We start from the raw sequence: 21,137 nt of genomic DNA on the forward strand, positions 1-21,137 counted from the left end.
ACCGGCATAGTGATCGTGAGACCTGGTGTTAACTGGACAACACAATAACTTTCTGTTGTTCCCTTTCTTGCCAAGGCATTGATCAGGACCTGCTGGCAGTAGGCATTGCCCTTCTCGGCTGCGATGTGCAGCGGGGTGGCATCATCTGCTGCCCGGGAGGTTTTAGATCTGCCCCCTGGCTGATCAGAAGCTCGACTATCTCCTTGTGTCCGTTCTTACATGCCAACATCAAAGCAATGTAACCATCATTATTTTTGTGTCTTGTCTGCTGGCTAAAACTCACGTTTTATCAGCTCTGCCTCTACCAGCTCCTTAATTTCACCATGACACGCTTCAGGGGCTAACGCTATTGAAGACTGTTCAATATCAGCACCGTGTTCAAGAAGACGTTTAACAACATCAATATGCCCGGCTTTGATCGCCATCTGTATCGGGGTTTCGCCCTCGTTCGTTTTATGATTGATTTGGACATCAGCCCGAGCGAGTAATTTTTCCACTATGTCAGCGTGACCATAATAACAGGCATTGTGTAATGGTATTGCACCATCTTGTCTGGGTAGATTGGTGCGAATGCCCGGTTGATCTAACAGCTTATCCACGACATTTTTATAATTCTTGATGATAGCCAGGGCCAGGGCTGTCTGACCAAAGGGATCTTGCTGATCGAAAACCTCTGGTTCCCTGTCGGCGGTCTCCATGGCTTTAGCCAAGGCTGTTTCAGCCGCTTTGTCGGATTGAAATGTAAGCGCCAGTAGCAACGGATTGTATTTATGATCACGATGATTTACGGACAAAAGATTAGACTCCGGAATTTCCGCTAACAGGGTTTCAAGACTCCTGTGAACTGAATGGCTCTTGACTGGTGAAGCGTTTGTAAATTCCTTAATGGCAAACAGGGTATCCATTGACTCGTCGGGATCGGCTAAGTCAAAGAACAAGCGTTGTCTGGTGTTTAAAGTATCGACCAGGACTCTAGCGGCGATAAAGTCCCGTTCCTTCGTAACAAACTTCTTAAAGTTAAGCGTGTTTTGATCCCTGATTTCAAATCCTTCAGGAGTCACCTTCAGAGATAGGAGATGCCTGCCGGTATTGAGATGAAAAAGGCGGCTGCCCTGTGCCGGAGTCGTTTTTGCAATCTTGTTTAATAATAGGCACAAACCGGGTTCGGTAAGCCCAATCGGGTATGCGGGAGTTGAGTGTAATATCGGAGTATTGCTATCAACAGCGGAGGCAATCCATTGCGCCGTCTGCTCTGTATTTTGATCAGGCACTACTGTGTGCAACGTGGTGTTTTGCGGCGCATGAAAAGCCAGCAGTGATTCACAAAAAGGCCGCAGTTTTAATAACAAAAGTGTCTGATGGTCTTGCGTCGCAGGATCGTCTTTAAACATCTGCTGAGCATCTACAATTGCATCAGCCAGATGGGCGTAGTGTTTACTCCAGAATACCCAGCCCAGTGCCGGGTCCTGGCTTACAGTGCCCAGAAGTTCATCATACTCCTCCGGAAACCCCATCTGCTCATATAGCGCGTAGCTTGATGCAAGACCGAAGCAACAGCCTTTACTGAAATCATAAAGTCTTGCCCTATCCGCACCATCAAACCGGGTTGATAGTAACCTCAGGTTATTAAGTAAAAACGGAAATCTTCTCTGCGGCTCTGATTTTGATTGCTCAATTTTCTGCTTTCTGGTTGACAGAAACTCTCCATAAGTAATCAGGTGGGTCAACGGCCTGAATATAATTCGCTCTGCCAGACTGCGTAAAAAAGATGTTGCTTGAGCAATTGCTGCAGACTGCCTGTGTAGAACGGTTTGACCACCGGTATTATTGACCTGCCAGTGTTTAAATTGCCCTGAATGCAAGCCCTGCTGCGGGGATATCTGATCACACTGGACCCGATCAGTCGGCGGGAGTGGCTCTGTTTTCATCGGCCTTCCTGACAAAACGTGACTGATCGCAAAATGTCGCTTCAATCATCCAAGTGGTCACTGGTTGCTGGCCACGATGGTTCCATCAGGATGCGATCACGCACTGACTTGTCCAGGCCTTGCAGCGCAGCGATAGAGGATGCCCAGAGTTTATTGGCAACCCCGCCCAGCACCCAGGCATAAAGCACCTGGGCCGCCAATACCGAAGGCGTCTGTTTGACCATGATTTTCTGGAAAATATCTTTATGGGACAAGCCCAGTGCCCGGGCGTTTGCGTGGGTTTTCAGAAAATTATTCAGCACCCCGACCACTCCGCCAAGACTTGTCTGGATCACCGTCATTTGTGCCAGGGATATCTCTCCGGCCTGATGACGGGCAATCAGGTGGCGATCATTGCGGTCCAGACTAAACATCAGGAAAGTACTGAGAAAATTGCTGGCACTGCCACGTACAGGGTGTGCCAGCAACCCTTGCAGGAAATGCTGAGGCCCCACCGCTGATCCATTCTGCCGGACCTGTCGGTAGACCTGCATGGAGGTCATGGGCTGACTGGCGCAGGTCATCATGGCCGACGAGGCTGCATCCACCAGCAGGTTTAACTTTTCCTGTGGCTGTTTTGTTGAAGGAGTATCAGTCTCACTGATGTTCGCCAGCCTGCTGATGGCCTGCTCACTGGCCAAACGGGCGGTGTCAGCGATGAGATAACGAATGCCGGTGCGGCCCAGGGCAGGCAGCCACCCCCGTGACGACAACATAAGGTGCAGCTCAGGCCGTTTTCCATCGTATTGTGACTGCATCAATGGCCTGGCCAGGGAGGTGGTGATTGGCGTATTCATCAAGGCAGGTAATAACATGCTGTTGCCTGCCCAGGCCGTCAGTGTGGTCAGCCGGTATCCCCAGGACAAGACCGGAACCGGCTTTTCTGCTGGTTGAACGTCCGCTTTTTCTGGGTGCTCCGCAAAGGCTGACGATGAAGAGGTCGCAGACGGTGAAACAGGCATATTTTGACCTCCGGACAGGATATTTACCTTATAGTTGGGTTTCCGGCTGATGTCATGAAATTAACCTACTATTCTGATTACTCATTTATTGTTTCACCGGAACAACGACGAAATAAAAAACCATGCTTGCATCTGCACAATACTTTCAACCCCCGGGCACACTGCCTTCCACATTGCCTGCACCGGATAATCAAGCTGACAATTCAACAATTAAACCGATAACAGCCGAAAAACACACTCAATATGACTGGGCAAAAACACTCTCAAAGTCTATTTTCCAAAGATTTATCAAACATGCACAGGCAGCACGATTTATTTCCATGGACTTATTACAATGGGAGTCATTAAAAGAAATCAGTACAATTTTAACCATCTGGGATACTCTGAAAAAACACATTCCCCACAGCCCTGATGATAAATTGATCGCTTTAGATGTGGGTGCGGGTCCAAAACCAAAACTGGGGGCATGGATAGCTTTAAATACTGACTGGCCAGTACTGTCCATTGACCCGGTATTACAAACACCCAAATCAGTACTGCCTGACAACCTGACGCTGATCGCCAAGCCTGTAGAAGAGGTCAATCTATCGGAAGCATATGATCTGTCAGAATATCATGTGGTTGTTTTAATGATGCATGCTCATGTTTCAACGGATCAGGCATGCCTGCCAGTCAAGACTTGCAAACGGCTCTCATTGATTACCATTCCATGCTGCGGGTTTACTTCCAGACAGAACAACATTCATAACGTCCCCTTTGATTTTGAATTTGACGCCGGAGATATGTCATCCACCCGTGGCACTGTGCGGGTATGGTGTTCCAAATCCTTTCCTCTCATTCCGACTCGACCATTGCAGAAAGATCAATGTATTGGCATTGAAGAGGTGAATGAAGTCCATCCGCTATACGCAGAAAAAAATGTTCAGCATATTAAAGTGGATACTGCCAATATATATTCAGAGTATGACGACACTATTGAACATATTGATCATTTTATCAATCACTGGCAAATATCACTACGTTCTTCCCGACACCCAATGCCTGAAGATGTATTTAGCAGCCCCTGGTTATTCAGGAAAAACAATATGATTAGCTGGTTATCCCGAGCCATTCATATTGAGGGAATTGCAAAAGAAATATTGCCTGATAAATACGCTGATAGAAAGACTCAGGAGAGTGTATCAGTCGTTATTGTCGAAGCAGGAAGAACCCCCCGTTTTGGCGCATGGCTGTCCGGCAAACTGAAGAAAACAATGATTTCTATATGCAAACCCTCTGATAGCAAGCAACTTTCACCTCACTGGAAGGTGGGTGTTAATCTTGACATATGCAGCCTTGAAGATCTGGATATTCAGAAAAAAAACTATGTAGTTATCGTTGTCAGTGATGAGTTTACACCGGATGGGGTTGTGCCTCTGTTTCATCAGGCAAATCGACTGTCAATGATTTTTAATACCAGCTACCCATGCAATCGACGTGGACAGATCAAACCAGATGAAAGCCGACTGATCTGGGATGTCATATCGCCACTCAGAAGGTTTCATATCTGGCACTCAGTGCCTTTACCTGGTGGAACCTGAAGCGCTCCCGGTATTGGAACTATTCCCTTTTCGAGGGGTCATATATTGCACAATAATTCAAACTGTTGCTGAGTATCGATATGATCCATTCAAAATTGGCCCCATTTCCTCCCCTTGTTCATTTTAAAGATGTACTGAAAGCGAACAGTGAAACAGAAAAACAGGTTAGCGGCGGTCTGTCTGTCAACCATCCCGATATTGAGTACCAGCCTGCAAATCAACCAAAAAAAATCAGAGAATACAAGAACATTAAAAGCATTGCCGTCCCCTTGCCAACCAACAATTCTGACCAGTTATTTGCTTGCATTGTGGAAAAAGCGAATGAATTGATTAACAAGGATGCTACTGAACTGATTCATTATCTGAACAATGCCGACACGGTCGAAAAAATCAAATCACTGAATACCGAAGAAACATCAAAGCTCACCTGGATACTGTTTAATGACCTTAACCGCCCTGACCTCCAATCCGCTATAGCCAGTCAAACCGGCCAATATCTGGTTTCCCGGCCAACGTCAGACCAGTTTATGGTGGGCTTCACAGGTAGCCTTATTGAAGAAAGCGGGCTTTTGAAGCAAGCAGAGCGTGCAGGTGACAACGTCTGGCTGGATGTCTTTCGCGCGCAGAATGCATCACATCTGCCAGAAAGCTCTACCAGACAATTATCGTTTCCTGTGGCCAGTGAAAATGAGGAGTACTTTGGGCTTGTTGATGGCAAAGCAACAAAAAATATTGCCGAATCCTGCCCAATCTGCCGAATTCCACAGACGGATCCCGGTGAGCACAATAAAATTTTCCACCCGAATAATCTGATGGCATTTGGGTCCGATCACCAACTCACCACACTGATTTATGCGCAGGACTTTTTAGCGTTCATGGCTGGCGACCAGTTAACTGCCGGGGAAAAAGAACGCCTGTTTCCACCGGCCCTGTGTCGCCTGTTTAATGAAAATGGCATCAATTACTCTGCCTTCAGTGAGAGCGCCCTGATTTTACCGGAAGCATTTCTCAGTCCTGCGCTATGCCAGGATATCGATAATGTACGAAACTTTGTCGTCCAATATATTGCTGAACACATATTCAATGATGTTGACACTCCTGAGAAACTGATAGCGCTTACCAGGTGTTGCCGTTCGATGATAGAGTTCAGTACTCAAATACCGGTACTTGCCAGGGTCGGTGCTGAGATAGAAGCATTACTTCAAGCGCAAAATATCTCAAAACCCATTGGCACCGTAGCGGATCGTTACTATGTCCAGAAATTTCCTGCTGCTATTCGCTGGGAATCTATCCTGAGCGATGAACTCGACACTCCCAAACGCCTGCTCGCCCTGAATATGTCGCAACATCTCAATACCTACTCTTTCCTTGCTGGCAATAATGGCACGAACCATGAACAGCGCTTTTTCCAACGGGAACAAATGCAGGGCATCGTTCGCAAGGCCATGAACAAAGTCTGTGCCGACAGCGGTAGTGATTTACGCCCGGGCTCAGCGCCCATTTTTATTGGTTTTATTCCGCCGGTCATTGCCAACGCTATTGCCAGACAGCACGGTTTTCTTGACAGCAACTGGGCCGGTAATTTTTTACACGGCAAATATTCTCACCCATTGGCCCTCACCTGCCTGGCCAATCTCGCTAACCTGGATCAGACCCTGTTGAAAACCATCGTAGATAAGCATTTCTGGTCCATCATTCTCGATCAAAACCCATACAATCTCATTGATATAGAGCCTGCATTTGCGGACTTACCATTTTTACGTGTTAACCAAAGGGCAGCTGTCGCTAACTTTGCGACTTCACCCTTTAAGCATCAGCAATTACTCACCACCGGGCAGCTCTCGGTCAACCTGGAAGACATAGCCAAAGTGATTTCAATTCACCCTGTCGAAGCACAGGGTGATTTACTGCAAACACTTACCCGGCGTATGGGGATGGAGGACACGTTAACATTGGCTAAGCTGCAACAGATAACCGAAAATATCCGGGTTCTTGAAATGGTATTGTCAACCAAACACCTGAATTCAATGGAGGCGATGTACAAGGTAGATACAGATTCCAAAAATTTACCAGGGCACTGGAGGATTGAAAGTCCTGAAGGATACCAAATTGGCAATATAACGCCCTCTGGTACTCAATTTGCAAGAATAAAAGCAAACAAATATTTCCATAAAGATGGCTATCAGATTAAAGGAATCATCATAACTGATAAGAACAACATGTGTGATGAGAACCTGACATTGTTGGATATAACCAATGAGGAGAAGATTGAACAATGTCACGCCTTTATCGTCTTTCCACCGGACTGTAAATACCAACAAAGTGAATTGGATTAAATGTAACTACATAAGTAGCTAACCATATGAAATCATATATTTCTGACTCCTTGTGCTGGCACTCCCGGCAACTGCTCCTGCGTTGCTCTAGCTCCTGCATCCATGCAGTCGTGCTTCGTTACAACTCCGGTCACATAGCTACGGCTATGCTCCCTCCGTTGTGCCTCGCATAGTACCAGCCCAAGTAGCCAGAAATATTCGATTCCATATGGCCAGCTACTTATACGGTGGTTTAAAGGGCCAACACACCAACGCCAATAAATAGCACCACCAGCCAGAAAACAGAAATCTTCAATGCACGCAGCAGGAAACAGCCAATCAGAACCAGAGCCATCGCCATTGCCGAATGCACCGCAGAGGTAAATACCGGCGAGTAAAGTGCCGACAGCAGCAGCCCGGCAACAGCAGCGTTAATACCGGCAATCGCCCCGGCAATCCGGGCCCGTGCGGCCAGAGCCTGCCAGGCAGGAAGGACACCAATCACCAGCAGAAAACCGGGCAGGAAAATAGCCAGCGTCGCGGCAATCGCTCCCAGAACCGGAGTCGACCCGGAAGCAAAATATCCGAGGTACGTAGCCAGGGTAAACATCGGGCCAGGTACCGCCTGGGCTGCGGCATAGCCAGTCAGGAAGGTATCGGTGCTGATCATGCCTGCCGTTGTGCTCTGCAGCAATGGCAGAACCACATGGCCACCGCCAAACACCATACTGCCCGCCTGATAGAAGTCACTGACCACGGCTGCCAGAGGGGAATAATCAGCCAGCAAAGGCAGGCCAAACAGCAAAACGGTAAACAGAATAAGTGGCCAGAACACAAAGCGGCACCTGACCTGGCTTTCGTCCTTGCCCTGCAACCAGCGATAACCAATCAGAGCGGCTGCAATCAGAATAGCCATCTGAATCAGAATGCCAGGAAACACCAGCAACAGGGCGGCACTGAAAATACACAGACTAATAGTCAACTGACTTTTACAGAAAGACCGGAACATCTGCACAGTGGCATCCGCCACCACAACAACGGCCAGCAGTTTCAAACCGGCAATCATCCCCTGGTACCAGTCAGCAGTCAGAAACAGCTGACTGCTCATGGCTACCGCCAGCAGAATCGCAAAAGACGGTAAGGTAAAACCGGCAAACGCTGCAATGCCGCCGGGCAATCCTGCCTTCCGGTAGCCCAGGGCAAAGCCGATCTGGCTGGAACCGGGGCCCGGCAGGAACTGACTGAGAGCAATCAGTTGAGCATATTCAACATCGGTCAACCACTGGCGTTTTTCAACGAAGGTATTACGAAAATATCCGATATGGGCAGCCGGGCCGCCAAAGCTGGTCCAGCCCAGCAGGAAAAACCGCCAGAAAATAGTGAATAACTTAGCCACAGGCAACTTACCAAAATATTAATAATGTTATTAGCCAATGATAAACAGCTGTTGTTTATTATGCATATTGATTCTTTTTCCTGATCAAAAGCAATAACATCAACATTCAGGTCAGACTGGTAGTAAGCCTGCCTATTTCACTTTATATTGGTGACCCCAATAATAAAAATAATGAGTGACAGTGATGAACAATATGGCCAAAGAAGCCTCGGAAGACACCGGGTTCAAACGCTTTTCAGAGTTCTATCCCTTCTATCTGAAAGAGCACAGTCACCCCACCTGTCGTGCACTGCACTATATTGGCAGTTCAGGTGCGCTGGTGATCCTGGCCTGTGCACTGATTACCGGAAATTACCCATTAATCATTCTGGCCCTGATTTTCGGTTATGCCTGTGCCTGGGTCGGGCATTTCTTTTTTGAGCACAACAAACCCGCCACCTTTAAATACCCTGTTTACAGTCTTCTGGGTGACTGGGTCATGCTTAAAGACTTTCTGCTCGGACGCTTTCGCAAAGGTTAACCCGGATATTGAATTTTCGGGCGAATATTGTGTCTGACCCAACACTCTTGTCAGCATCAAGCGACCAATTATGCAGCCCAATACCTTATCGTCTCAAGGGATGGCCAGTTTTGTGGAAGGGCAGTCATCCAATACTGGTAAACCAGAGGATAGCCCGCACCAGGGTGTGGCCTACGCCCGTAACGTCATTGCTGCTCACGGTCATTTACCCCGTCTCGCCCACCCGGGACGTGGCAGCGAACATGCCGTTACCGGAGAGCGGCCCGCAGATGATGCGGAAACACCGCCAGACACCAGCTTAATCGCCCGGGTAATAACAGAAACCGAGGCGTTATCTGTCCGGAATGAGTTGCTCCCTGATTACGGCATTAAGGTTGTCACCGCTGGCAGTTATCCATCCGCTATGGCCAGTAAACCCATTGGCAAGCCGGTGATCTGTGACGATTCTGACCTCCCTTGTGGGCATACCTACCAGCCATATTTCTGGATATCCCGTTGGGCCCATCGTCTGCTGGCTCCCACTATTGGGCAGCATGCAGGTATTCAGCGTTGGGTCATTGACCAGCTGCGGATGTCAGAGGCCGAGGCCCGGCAAGACTTTCTGGCACGGTTTGAACACCGGCTGGTTGATTATGGTTTTACCTGTCCTGACAGCTCTGGTGGGCCAGAAAAAAATTACGGTGTATTTGCCAGCACGCCGGTAGAAGAAGGGGAGTTGCTTGGGATCTATTCCGGTTCTGGCAATTTCACGGTCCCCGTCTGTATTGCCACCAGGGGAGTTGCTGCCGGGCAGGAGCTATTGTTGGATTACTGTGTTGATCCTGATGCCGAACAACAAGTGATACTGACGTTGAGCGCCGCTGAGGAAAGGGCGATTCATAACAGTAATCTGCAGAACCAGTTTGGCATGGCCTGTCTGGTCAATAGCGCGGTGCCGGGCGAAACGCCTATATCACCGTTTGTTGCCGCACCTGTTTATTATGTGTCAGAAGAAATTCGGAAAAACGGTCGGCGGGCAAGTCGCAAAAAACATCAGTGCCGGGGCATGGAATTTTCGGGCAAATAATGTGTCTGATCCAACACTCTTGTCAGCTTCAAGTGACCAATTATGCAGCCCAATGCCTTATCATCTCAAGGGATGGCCAGTTTTGTGGAAGGACAGTCATCCAACACCGCTAAACCAGAGGATAGCCAGCCCCAGGGTGTGGCCTACGCCCGTAACGTCGTTGCTGCTCACAGTCGTTTACCCGGACTCGCCCACCCGGGGCATGGTAGCGAACATAGCGTTACCGGGGAGCGACCAGCAGATGATGCGGACACACCACCAGACACCGGCTTAATCGCCCGGGTAATAACAGAAACAGAAGTTTTGTCAGCCCGGAATGAGCCGTTACCCCATTGCGGTATTAAGGTTATCACCGCTGGCAGTTATCGACCCGACCCGCTCAGTAAACCGACTGGCAAGACTGTGGTCTGTGACGATTCTGACCTCCCTTGCGGGCACACCTACCAGCCATACGTCTGGCTATCCCCTTTTGCCCATCGTCTGCTGACTCCCACTATTGGGCAGTATGCAGGTATTCAGGATTGGGTCATTGATCAGCTGCGCATGTCAGAGGCTGAGGCCCGGCAAGACTTTCTGGCGCGGTTTGAACACCGTCTGGTTGATTATGGTTTTACCGGCCCTGACGGGCCAGAAAAAAATTACGGCGTATTTACCAGAGCAAAAATACCAGAAGGAGAGTTGCTCGGGATCTATTCGGGTATCGGGTATGTACTCAACCAACCATCGTGGGCTAAAAAAAATCACAATTGGAAACTTGAATATTTGCATCAGAAGTTTACTGACGATATGCCAGATTTCATGAGTTACCTCCGAACCATGATGGCCGGTCTCAGAGGTAAAGAGCAAACGCAACGCACGCTGTCGAAATACACTCAGGAAGGGGCGACTAACGACCCCTTTAGTCTGGTCGCCATTTTGCCGGACAACGAGCGTTATACGCCTTTTCACTTTGTTAATTCCGCCAACAGGACCGAAGATGTCAATACTTCTGTGGAGTTTATCGCTATCACAACCGATTTTGGCACTTTTACGATCCCCGTCTCTATTGCCGTCAAGGGTATTGCGGCCGGACAGGAGTTATTGATGGACTACTACGTCGATCCTGATGCCCACAAACAATCGTGCCTGGCGGGGACCGCAGCTGAAGAAAAAGCACGTTATAACAAGATTTTACAAAGTCGTCTTGCCATAGTCAGAAAACTCAGTGATGATGTGCCCGGCAAAACGCCGATATCACCGTTTGTTGCCGCACCGGCGTATTATGTGTCGGAAGAAATCCGGAAACACAATCAGCGGTCAAGTCGCAAAAGAACATTACTCCCGCGACATTGACGTATTTCGCGGTTGAGGTCGTGTAGGTGTGCTGACCTTGTTTTTTCGATAGTCCCCGGACGAGACTTTTCCGGCAGGTGCATTACCCGCAACCACCTGCCGCTTACTTACGTCAAGCTTTGTATTTCAGGCGGTAACTTTCAGCAACTATTCTCCTATTACTTCCCCTGGCCACCTCACTGCCGCGTACTCCGAACACCGAATTCGGTAATCACCTCGTTGACGATAAGAATCATTTTCAGTTCAATGGTCGGTTATAAATTAGCACAATAGAACTAAATTAAATTCATCGCGCTTTCTTTCCCGGCATGCCAATATCTTCCTGAACAAGCAGTCGCAGCAGGCAACGCAGAAAGCGATATGAAAAGTGTTAAACGCCCAGCACCCAAAAAGGCCGTTCATTGAAACTACTCTGGAAACTCCGGTTTATTCTGAAGGACTACTGGCAGCAATACCTGCTGGCCTTTATCTGTCTGCAGATTGTCTCTGTCCTGAACCTGTTGCCACCCTGGCTGATTGGCCATGTGATTGACAGTATCAAAGACAACAGCCTTACCAACCGCGAACTGGCCGGTTATGTTGCCGGGATACTGATTACGGGTATCGTCGTCTATGGCTTCCGATATATCTGGCGAGCCAAACTGTACGGCGCTTCCATTGAGCTGATCCGTCAGCAGCGCAGCCGGTTGTTTGCCCATTTCACCCGGCTCTCTCCGGAGTTTTATCAGCACCATACCACCGGTGACCTGATGGCCCATGCCACCAATGACCTCAATGCGGTTGAGGAGAGCGTTGGGGTCGGGATCATGACCCTGGTGGACTCCCTGATCGCCGGCTTTACGGTCCTGTTCGCCATGATATTCCTCGTCAGTGGTCAACTGACCCTGCTGGCGATGCTGCCTTTCCCGGTACTGGTCTGGGCGACCAAGCGCTACGGTGTGGCCTTGTACTCACGCTTTGGTCGCTCTCAGGCTGCTTTTTCCAGTCTGAACGAAGAGACCCGTGAATCCATCACCGGTATACGTGCGGTCAAAGCACACCAGTTGACTGAACGGCAAACCCGGCGTTTTGAACAGCTGTCCATGGAGGCGGTGGCAGCGAACAGCAGCGTTGCCAGGGTCGATGCCCTGTTTGGCCCGAGTATCAGCCTGTTTTTTGGTCTCTCTTTTGTACTGGCCCTGGTGGGTGGTGCCTGGCTGATCAGCCATGGACAGATGACGGTGGGCCTGTTAACCAGTTTCACCCTTTACCTTAGCCAGATGCTCGGCCCCATGCTGCAATTTGGCTGGCAGTTCAATGTCTTCCAGCGCGGCAGTGCCTCCTGGGGGCGTCTGGAAAAACTGCTGTCCCGCCAGCCCAAAGTGAGTAATGCACCGGATGCACGACAGGCTCCGGACGACACAAGTCTTTCGATAAATATCCGGTCATTTGGTTATGACTCCGTTGCCGACCAGAAGCCGGTACTGCAGGGTATCTCTGCCGAGATACCCGCAGGCGCATTTATCGGGATTACCGGTCGTACCGGCAGCGGTAAAAGTACCCTGCTCCGGCTGATCCTGCGTGAATTTGATCTGCCCGAGGGCTCCGCCATCCAAATGGGCAATATTCCGCTGCCACAGCTGAGTGTGGAATCCCTGCGGAAAAAACTGGCCTGGGTCCCCCAGGAGCCCATGCTGTTCTCTGGCACCATCACCGACAACATTCGCTTCTCCACACCGGATGCCAGCCAGCAGGCCGTCGAACAGGCCGCCAGACTGGCGGCTATCGATGACGAAATCATGGGCTTTAAGGATGGCTACAACACCCTGCTGGGTGAGAACGGCATCAACCTGTCCGGAGGCCAGAAACAACGTCTGGCTCTGGCCAGGGCCCTGCTGGCTGACAGTGAAATACTGCTGCTGGACGATGCCTTCAGTGCCCTGGATATGAAAACCGAAGCCCGTATTCTGAAAAACCTGATGGCCATGAAAGGTAAGAAAACCATCATTCTGGTCACTCAGCGGCTACCCGAGCTGATTAAGGCAGACCATATTCTGGTACTGGATCGTGGTCGTATTATCGAGCAGGGCAACCATGAACAACTGCTCTCTAAAGCTAAAGAAGCCACCGGCCAGCCTGAACAGAATACGACCGAACACTGGTATGCAAAAATCTTCCGACAGCAGGCAAGAGCCCTGCTGCACCCCCTGGAAGTGAAGCCCGATGCCGTGAACAAACGGTCCGATGTTGCCTGAGGAATAATGCAGTGATCGCCAACGACGAGAAAAAAACATCAGGCTACCGGGGACTGGCCAGGCTGGTTCGCTATGCCAAACCCTATCAATGGCCGTTTCTGGGTGCCTTTCTGATCCTGCTGCTGGCCACCAGCCTGGAAATGCTGGCACCGTGGCTGATGAAGATCATTCTGGATGAACATATCGCCCCCGGAGTGAATGATGCCCTTCATGAATATATGGGCCTTGCCATCATGGGTGCAGCCCTGTTTGGTACTTATCTGGGTTCGGCCATTCTACAATACATACAAAATGTGATGTTTCAGGAAAATGCCCTGAAGGTGGTGCACGACATTCGACGGATGCTATTCGCCCATGTGCTGAAGCTGCCCATGCACTATTTTGACAGCGAACCAACCGGCCGTCTGGTGTCCCGTATTACCAATGACTCGGAAGTGCTGCGCCAGATGTTTGTGGGCGTGATTCCGGCGATTCTGCAGGCCTTTTTCCGGGTGGTGGGTATCTTTATTGCCATGGCTCTGCTGGATATCCGACTGATGTTGATGACGGCGCTGCTGATTCCGGTCATGCTGCTGGCGATTCACCTCTACCAGAAAATCAGCCACCCCGTCATTCACGGAGTTCGCAGCCAGCTGGCCAACATCAATACCCGTGTCAACGAATCCCTCAATGGCATGCGTATTATCCAGGCCATGGGACAGGAAGCGCATCTGCAACAGCAGTTTGACCGGGACAATGAACAGTGGAGCCAGCTCAAGCAAAAGAACATCAATATCGACAGCCTGCTGCTGATGCCTTTCACGCACCTGCTCAATGGTATTGCCCTGGCGGTTGTGGTGGGCTGGTTTGGCTACCGGTCCGGGTTTTCTCTGGTCGAAGTGGGTACGCTCTACGCCTTTATCAATTACCTTGGGCGATTCTTTGAACCTTTCCGGCAGATCACCATGCAGATGAGCAGCCTGCAGCAATCTCTGGTAGCCTCGGAAAGACTGTTCCAGGTATTGAACGAAAAGACAGAAGACACTCACTATGGTCAGGGCAATGGTCAGAGCCCGGAGATTCATAGCGGAAAACTGGCGTTCAATAACGTAACACTGTCTTATGACTCGAAAAATCTGGCGCTGGATAATGTCAGCTTCACCGTCGAGCCGGGGCAGTTTGTTGCCATTGTGGGTCACAGTGGCAGTGGTAAAAGCTCGGTGATCAACCTGTTGATGCGCTTCTATCAACACCAGGAAGGCCAGATTCTGATCGATAACCAGCCTTTGTCCACCCTGCCGGAAGACACATTGCGCCAGGGGTTGGGTCTGGTATTCCAGGAGCCTTATATTTTCAGTGGCACAATGGCCGAAAATATCAGCCTGAACCATCGCCAGATCACCGATGAACACATTCAGGCAGCGGCCAGAAAAGTGCATGCAGACCCGTTTATCCGGGGGCTGGAAGAAGGCTATGAACATAAGCCCGGACCCGGAGGCAAAGCACTGTCCACCGGTGAAAGACAGCTATTGTCGTTTGCCAGGACCATTGCCCAGAATCCGAAAATTCTGCTGCTGGATGAAGCCACCGCCAATATCGATGGTGAGACAGAGCACCATATTAAAGAGGCGCTGATTACTCTGCGGGAAAACCGGACCACCATTGCCGTGGCTCACCGCCTGTCCACCATTCAGGATGCCGACCAGATTCTGGTGATGGATAAAGGCAAGATTGTTCAGCGCGGCACCCATGAACAGCTGCTGCAACAGGAAGGACACTATCGCGATCTTTACCTGGCTCAGCAAACTGAAGAGCAGCTGGGCAGCACTGCGCAGTCAGGCCTGATGATGAACGCAGCCAGCGCCTGATAACCCGGCCATAAACAGGCAGTCATCACTCCCACAGCTTCCCGGAAACAGAAAGTCCCTTAATGGCTGCTTGAGGGCATTCTCAACCAGGAGGCTGACCGAGAATAGTGCCCGTCCAGGCGACCCCGTAGCGAGGATAGCAGTTTTTCTATTTCTACACGAAAGTTTGAACTTTTCCGGTTTTTTGTAACCTAATTACAAACGCACTATAGGAATAGACTGACCTATGAATTCTTCAGCAGCCCAATCCGAACTTTGCCAGTATTTAGGAGATATGCTCTTGGAGGAAAGAGCATATGAAGATGAATGTCCCATCTGCGCCGAACCCTACTATGGGCGTCAAGTATCTCCCGTCATCGTGACTGAGTGTAAGCATCGCTATCATTTGGACTGTTTCGCTAAAGCTATGCGTGCAATACCTATAACCTCTCGCTCGTCGTGTCCGAATTGTCGGCAATTTCCGTTACCGGTGGTACGAGAATCGGGTGCCTTGCTTCATGAAGACTCTCCCTATTGCGCAGATCTGCCATTTCAAGCCTGCAGAACTGGAGACGTGGAGACGTTACAAGAATTGTTGACGCAGGATAAAACCATTGCTCAAAAGAAGTACAGTTCTGAAATTTTAGGAATGACTTATTATTTACTGCACATCGCTGCCAAAAAGGGGCATCTCACCTGCGTGCAAACCTTGATTAATGCTGGTGCAGATGTCAACGCCGCCCTGCCTAATGGCGCTACCCCTTTGTACCTTGCTGCCCAGGAGAACAAGAACGACATCCTGCAAGCCCTGCTCAATGAAGGGGCGGATCCCAACTTCTCTCCGATTTCGGATGGTTCCACCCCTTTGCACGCCGCTGTCTGGAAGAACAACATAGCCTGCTTGCAAACCCTGCTCAATAGCGGAGCTAATATCAACGCTGCGAGGACTTCAGGAGCCACCGCTTTGCACATGGCTGCCTACAATAACAGCGTAGACAGCTTGGAAACCCTGCTCAATGGCGGGGCTAATATCAAGGCTACCATGACTCCAGGATTGACCCCATTGAAACTCGCTGCCCAGCTGAACAACGAGCCCTGCCAGCAAGCCCTGATCACTGCCAAGGAGAAACTAAAGGCCGCTCAAAAAAAAGATGGGGAATATTTTAACATTACTAAAAAACTACGATAATCAGAATTATCCGGGTTTAACTACATCGTCAACGTCACTGCTTCCAAGAGTAAGTCTTGCGCAACTCTTCTGCGGGGATTAACCCCTTTGTCACAAACCTGTTTTTTGTCAGTGGCAGAGCCAGCCTTCTGGTAACCCCTTGCGTAACAACACGACAGAAGTTTAACAGCTACTTTTTTGCGGACAAAAAAAAGCCCATCATCAAGATGGGCTTTTCTGATATGGCGCGCTCGGGAGGATTCGAACCTCCGACCGCCTGGTTCGTAGCCAGGTACTCTATCCAGCTGAGCTACGAGCGCGCTGCGTCAACGAGGGCGAATCATACTGAAATTCCTGCCGGAGTCAACAATAATCGTTCAACTCACTGGCAGAAAGGCTGACCTCGGCAAACCAATTTAGGGAAAACTCAGCAGCCCTGAGCAGACTGTCAAGGCTGTTTGTCACCATAGAGGAAATCATGCAACTCTCTAAACTGATGGCGAAGATCGCTCAACATAGTTTTGGAAAGATCTTCAGCACATGAATGCCCATTTCGTTTTATTTCATCGTAGGCAAATCCAGTGGTTGCCAGGCCTAAAAATCCAAAATTAATACCCTCAGCAATCAACATGGTTGGGTTTACCAGCACCGGTAAAGAGGCTACGACCCCAGCCGCACCAACGATTTGACCAGGAAGCCAGCCAAGATTAGTACCCCGGTGGAAATCTTTGATGACGTATTCCTTCAGGGGCTTTGTTGACTTCTCGCACAGGCCCAGCTTTGCTCCTGCCGCTCTGGCCAGCTTGACAGAGCCACCTCTTACGGCACCGACAGCAGCACCACCGACACCACATATGATCTCAGTACTTATGCTTAAGGACTCAAATAAAACGTAGGGAACAGCTATAAACAACTTGCATACAACTCGACCAAAGCATTTTGCAGATCTTACCAATGCCTCTCCAGTTGAAGGGATGGGTGTTGTTGTTGCATTAGGAACGACAGGAACGGTTACAGAATCCATTTTATACTACCTCCATTAATTTTATTATTGTCCCTGCTGCAGGAATTAACTGCATTAGCGCAGGGAATCAACTGCGTTCATTAAACGACTATTTTTTAGTGAATTATATCGTTAGGGTTGAAAGTACCCTCATCCAGTTCACCATAAAGGAAATCATGAAAATTTCTGACCTGTTGACGGGTACCTTTCAATAGATTTTTGGAAAATTCTTCCGTATCCGAGTGTCCAGTGGCTTTGATTTCCCTGTAGGCAAGGACTCCTTCTGCAATGGCGTATGTGCCAAAAACAGCGCCACAAACACCAAGTGTGATGGGGTGCGCAAGCAGCAGTAAATTGGACGCCACCACAGCTGCTCCAATGATTTGACCGGGAAGCCAGCCAATATTAGCACCCCGATGGAAGTCTTTGATGATGTATTCCTTCAGAGGCTTTGTTGACCTCTCGCACAGGCCAAGCTTTGCTCCTGCCGCTCTGGCCAGCTTGACAGTGCCACCTCTTACGGCACCGACAACAGCGCCACCGGCACCAAATATGTGTTCAGTGCCTATGCTAAAGGCGTGATACAAAACATAAGGAACGACGATGGCCATCTTGCATAGAGTTCGACCAAAGCATTTTACAGCTCTGACCGTTGCCTCACGAGTGGAAGGGATAGGGTTTATTGTTTGATCAAGACTGACAGGAACAATTACAGCGTCCATAATACGCTACCTCCATGAGCTTTATTAGGAATTGGATTACCAGTTAACAATTTGCCTTGCCATAAATCACTAACAGGTTAGTCAGATACGATAACAGTCAACAATGACGGCTCAGCGAGCAAAACCGCGTCATCATTGGCAATCCTTTATACACCAATGTTGTTTTCCTGCTCCGAATAGCATCCATCAAGGTCAACTGCTGCGATACACTCCAATTGTTTAACAACGGATGTCACGGCTTTTGGCTTCGCAAGGCTTGTGGTGGCAGTCCAAAGGTGCGTAAGAAAGCTCTTCGCATATGATTACGATCACTAAAGCCGGTTTGTCTTGCCACCTCTTCTATGGAATGCTGGCTTTGTTCGAGTATTGAGCGTGCGGTTTCAACACGGATGCTTTGTACAGCCTTAGCCGGTGTTTGGCCGGTTTCCTGATAAAAACTGCGACTGAACTGCCGTGGGCTCAGGTGAGCAACAGCGGCTAACATTTCTACATTCAGATCTTTGGGCAAATTTTCACGGATATAGGAGATCACTTTCTGCATGCGATCCGATTCGGGGGACATTTCCAGCAAGTTAGAATATTGCGATTGGCCGCCTGTACGACGATGGTAAACCACGAGTTTACGAGCGACATTTTTTGCCAGTTCAACGCCATGATCATCTTCCAGCAGTTGTAACGACAAATCGATACCTGCCGTCATTCCGGCCGACGTCCAAAACGCCCCGTCTTTAACGAATATTTTGTCTGCATCAACCTTGATCTGAGGATATTGTCGGCCCAGCTCAGCGGCACTGTGCCAGTGCGTGGTAACCTGACGACCATTAAGTAGCCCGGCTTCTGCCAATAAAAAAGTCCCCGTACAAATCGCTACGATACGGCGATAGCGTTCAGGTGCATCCCGGATAAATTCTATTAATTGGCTGGGTGTGGGATGCGGATGCTCACCGCCTCCCACGATGAGAGTATCGCCCCCGTGTTGGTGCAGGCTGCCACTATGCACGCTCATACCAGATGATGTGTTTACCGGGCCGCCATTGAGAGAAATAAACTCGACGTCGTATAGCATCGCTCTTTTGACCTGGTTGGCAGTCTCAAAAACCGACGTGGCGGCCAGGGCCATGACAGAGTAGCCCGGATAAAGTAAAAAACTGATACGTCGCATATCACTCCCAATACGTCTTTAATTGACGCATATATGACTTTTAAGACACTTCAGATCAAGATATACTTACATTGTCTAACAAATCAAATAAACACAGGTGATAAGTCATGAGTACATTGGGAACAGCGTTAGTAACCGGTGCATCAACAGGTATTGGCGCTATTTATGCCGACCGCCTCGCCAAACGCGGTTATGACTTGATTCTTGTGGCACGCAATGAGCAGCGGTTGCAGGGGGTAGCAGAAACTATCCGTGGAGAAACTGGCAGAAAGGTTACCGTATTGCCTGCAGACCTGAACAATGCCAGTGACCTTGCCAGGGTAGAAGCGGTACTTCGTGACGATAGCAGCATCACCATGTTGATCAACAATGCTGGCGTGGGCTCAGTCGCTTCTTCCCTGAATGCCGATATCGACAAGATGGAGGCGATGATCGGACTGAACATTACTGCTTTAACACGCCTGAGTTACACGGTGGCTCCAGCTTTTGCTGAGCGCGGCGCTGGTACCATTATCAATATTGCCTCCGTTGTTGGTATCGCAGCAGAGATCCTGAACGGCGTTTATAGCGCTTCCAAAGCCTACGTGATTGCCTTTGGTCATTCGCTGCAAAATGATCTGGCGGCTCAAGGCGTACGAATCCAGTCAGTACTTCCCGGTGCAACCGCCACTGAGTTCTGGGATGTGGCAGGCTATTCGGCACAAAAAGAGTCAGCCATTACCATGTCAGCAGAAGATGCAGTAGATGCTGCCCTGGCTGGCCTGGACAGCGGCGAGTTAGTCACCATCCCCGGTTTGCACGAAGGCGAAGCCTGGGACCGCTGGGAAGCCGACCGCCGAAATCTGTCGCTTAAGTTGGCCAATGCCAAACCGGCTCCACGTTACAATATTGCCTGAAAGCAGCCTAAACGACAGACTCTGAACAGAAGGCACATCCATGACCAACCAGATTTCCAAGGGTAGCGCACTGATCCTGGGCGTTGGTGCTTACAAAGGGCTGGGAGCAGCCATCGCCCGTCGTTTTGCCAAAGAAGGCCACCCGGTTCTCATTGCAGGTAGAACAGAAGCAAAGCTGAAAACAACCATAGAGCAGCTCAGTCAGGAAGGTTTGCAGGTTGCCTGCGCCGTTGGCGACGCTACCAAACCGGAAGATGTGGCACGTTTTATTACCGAGGCCGAAAAGCTGGCTCCACTGCAAATCGCCGTGCAAAACGCGGGAGAGAACACACCCTCTCCATTCCTTGAGACACCGGCTGAGCGTTTTATCGAGCATTGGCAAGTGCATACGCTCTCTGCCTTTTATCTGGCACAGGCCGCCTTGCCCAGGATGCTGGAACATGGTGGAGGAAGCCTATTTTTTACCGGAGCCAGCGGCTCACTGAGAGGAAAGGCAAACTTTGCCCCTTTCGCGTCGGCGAAAGCGGGCCTGCGAATGCTGGCACAAAGCCTTGCCCGTGAATTTGGTCCCAGGGGCATTCATGTCGCATCAGTCATCGTGGATGGCATTATTGATGGCGATCGAACAGTCGAATTACTACCGATGCTCAAAGGTAACAGAGGCACTGACCGTATGTTGCAGGTTGATGAAATTGCCCGGGCCTATTGGCATCTTCACAAGCAACACCGTAGTGCCTGGACACTGGAAATGGATCTTCGCCCCTATACTGAACATTTCTGAGGTGACCATTAATCCAGTGACGTTAAGCCGTGACATACCTGAGAAGTAACCTGGCCATATAAAACCCGACGATTCCTGGCAGGAAGATGTCCTGCCTGGTTTCCCCAAAGATCAATATGTTGATCTTGAAGACAAGGATTGCAACACAATCCGGAAAACGTCAGTTGACTACCACCCCGACTTCCGAAGGTACAGTTCCAGGGAAGT

At 49.7% G+C, this 21,137-nt stretch carries 17 protein-coding genes and 1 tRNA gene; 10 read left to right on the forward strand and 8 right to left on the reverse strand.

Features of this window, described 5'->3' with window-relative positions:
* Positions 1-82: 82 nt before the first annotated feature.
* From O3276_RS25740 to O3276_RS11285, 3 genes are read right to left on the reverse strand one after another with little or no spacing between them, the layout of a single operon-like run.
* Positions 83-283 (reverse strand): ankyrin repeat domain-containing protein, encoded by a 201-nt coding sequence (locus tag O3276_RS25740; protein ID WP_442876582.1) that lies wholly within the window; start codon positions 281-283, stop codon positions 83-85.
* Positions 273-1,928, reverse strand: coding sequence for an ankyrin repeat domain-containing protein (locus O3276_RS11280; RefSeq protein WP_269675707.1), 1,656 nt, complete (start codon positions 1,926-1,928; stop codon positions 273-275). The genes O3276_RS25740 and O3276_RS11280 overlap by 11 nt, the downstream gene beginning before the upstream one ends.
* Before the next feature lie 41 nt (positions 1,929-1,969).
* On the reverse strand, positions 1,970-2,929 hold the full coding sequence (locus tag O3276_RS11285; protein WP_269675708.1) for a hypothetical protein: 960 nt from the start codon (positions 2,927-2,929) through the stop codon (positions 1,970-1,972).
* 122 nt (positions 2,930-3,051) lie between these two features.
* Here O3276_RS11285 and O3276_RS11290 point away from each other — a divergent pair, with 122 nt between their 5' ends.
* Together O3276_RS11290 and O3276_RS11295 are read left to right on the forward strand one after the other, a co-directional pair.
* On the forward strand, positions 3,052-4,509 hold the full coding sequence (locus O3276_RS11290) for a hypothetical protein (RefSeq protein WP_269675709.1): 1,458 nt from the start codon (positions 3,052-3,054) through the stop codon (positions 4,507-4,509).
* 80 nt (positions 4,510-4,589) lie between these two features.
* Entirely contained in the window at positions 4,590-6,845 is a 2,256-nt protein-coding gene (locus tag O3276_RS11295; RefSeq protein ID WP_269675710.1) for an alpha-protein kinase family protein, read from the forward strand.
* Positions 6,846-7,077: 232 nt separating this feature from the next.
* On the opposite strand, the gene chrA is transcribed toward O3276_RS11295, so the two are convergent.
* Positions 7,078-8,220: a chromate efflux transporter gene (gene chrA / locus O3276_RS11300; protein WP_269675711.1), complete on the reverse strand. Its 1,143-nt coding sequence runs from the start codon at positions 8,218-8,220 to the stop codon at positions 7,078-7,080.
* A gap of 184 nt (positions 8,221-8,404) precedes the next feature.
* On the opposite strand from chrA, the gene O3276_RS11305 reads away from it, so the two are divergent.
* The 6 genes from O3276_RS11305 to O3276_RS11330 all read left to right on the forward strand — a co-directional run bounded on the left by O3276_RS11305 (position 8,405) and on the right by O3276_RS11330 (position 16,387).
* Positions 8,405-8,740 (forward strand): Mpo1-like protein, encoded by a 336-nt coding sequence (locus tag O3276_RS11305; RefSeq protein WP_332328211.1) that lies wholly within the window; start codon positions 8,405-8,407, stop codon positions 8,738-8,740.
* A gap of 70 nt (positions 8,741-8,810) precedes the next feature.
* Positions 8,811-9,806 (forward strand): SET domain-containing protein, encoded by a 996-nt coding sequence (locus O3276_RS11310; RefSeq protein WP_269675712.1) that lies wholly within the window; start codon positions 8,811-8,813, stop codon positions 9,804-9,806.
* Positions 9,807-9,848: 42 nt separating this feature from the next.
* On the forward strand, positions 9,849-11,138 hold the full coding sequence (locus O3276_RS11315) for a hypothetical protein (protein WP_269675713.1): 1,290 nt from the start codon (positions 9,849-9,851) through the stop codon (positions 11,136-11,138).
* Between the two features lie 401 nt (positions 11,139-11,539).
* Positions 11,540-13,372: an ABC transporter transmembrane domain-containing protein gene (locus tag O3276_RS11320; RefSeq protein WP_269675714.1), complete on the forward strand. Its 1,833-nt coding sequence runs from the start codon at positions 11,540-11,542 to the stop codon at positions 13,370-13,372.
* 11 nt (positions 13,373-13,383) lie between these two features.
* Positions 13,384-15,219, forward strand: a complete 1,836-nt coding sequence (locus O3276_RS11325; RefSeq protein ID WP_269675715.1) for an ABC transporter ATP-binding protein — start codon at positions 13,384-13,386, stop codon at positions 15,217-15,219.
* 274 nt (positions 15,220-15,493) lie between these two features.
* A complete protein-coding gene (locus tag O3276_RS11330) occupies positions 15,494-16,387 on the forward strand; it encodes an ankyrin repeat domain-containing protein (RefSeq protein ID WP_442876598.1) in 894 nt (297 codons plus the stop codon).
* A 222-nt stretch (positions 16,388-16,609) separates the two neighbouring features.
* On the opposite strand, the gene O3276_RS11335 is transcribed toward O3276_RS11330, so the two are convergent.
* From O3276_RS11335 to O3276_RS11350, 4 genes are all read right to left on the reverse strand, one after another.
* Positions 16,610-16,686 (reverse strand) — tRNA-Arg (locus tag O3276_RS11335).
* 128 nt (positions 16,687-16,814) lie between these two features.
* On the reverse strand, positions 16,815-17,390 hold the full coding sequence (locus O3276_RS11340) for a hypothetical protein (protein ID WP_269675717.1): 576 nt from the start codon (positions 17,388-17,390) through the stop codon (positions 16,815-16,817).
* 95 nt (positions 17,391-17,485) lie between these two features.
* Entirely contained in the window at positions 17,486-18,091 is a 606-nt protein-coding gene (locus O3276_RS11345) for a hypothetical protein (protein ID WP_269675718.1), read from the reverse strand.
* 232 nt (positions 18,092-18,323) lie between these two features.
* On the reverse strand, positions 18,324-19,253 hold the full coding sequence (locus O3276_RS11350; protein WP_269675719.1) for a GlxA family transcriptional regulator: 930 nt from the start codon (positions 19,251-19,253) through the stop codon (positions 18,324-18,326).
* Positions 19,254-19,360: 107 nt separating this feature from the next.
* Between O3276_RS11350 and O3276_RS11355 the strand changes: the two genes are divergently transcribed.
* The gene (locus O3276_RS11355; protein ID WP_269675720.1) at positions 19,361-20,149 is read left to right on the forward strand and encodes an SDR family NAD(P)-dependent oxidoreductase; all 789 of its coding nucleotides are present in this window, start codon (positions 19,361-19,363) and stop codon (positions 20,147-20,149) included.
* Between the two features lie 40 nt (positions 20,150-20,189).
* Positions 20,190-20,930 (forward strand): SDR family NAD(P)-dependent oxidoreductase, encoded by a 741-nt coding sequence (locus O3276_RS11360; protein WP_269675721.1) that lies wholly within the window; start codon positions 20,190-20,192, stop codon positions 20,928-20,930.
* The last annotated feature ends 207 nt before the right edge of the window (positions 20,931-21,137 follow it).

Source organism: Endozoicomonas sp. GU-1, assembly GCF_027366395.1.
In the GTDB taxonomy this organism is placed as follows: Bacteria; Pseudomonadota; Gammaproteobacteria; order Pseudomonadales; family Endozoicomonadaceae; genus Endozoicomonas.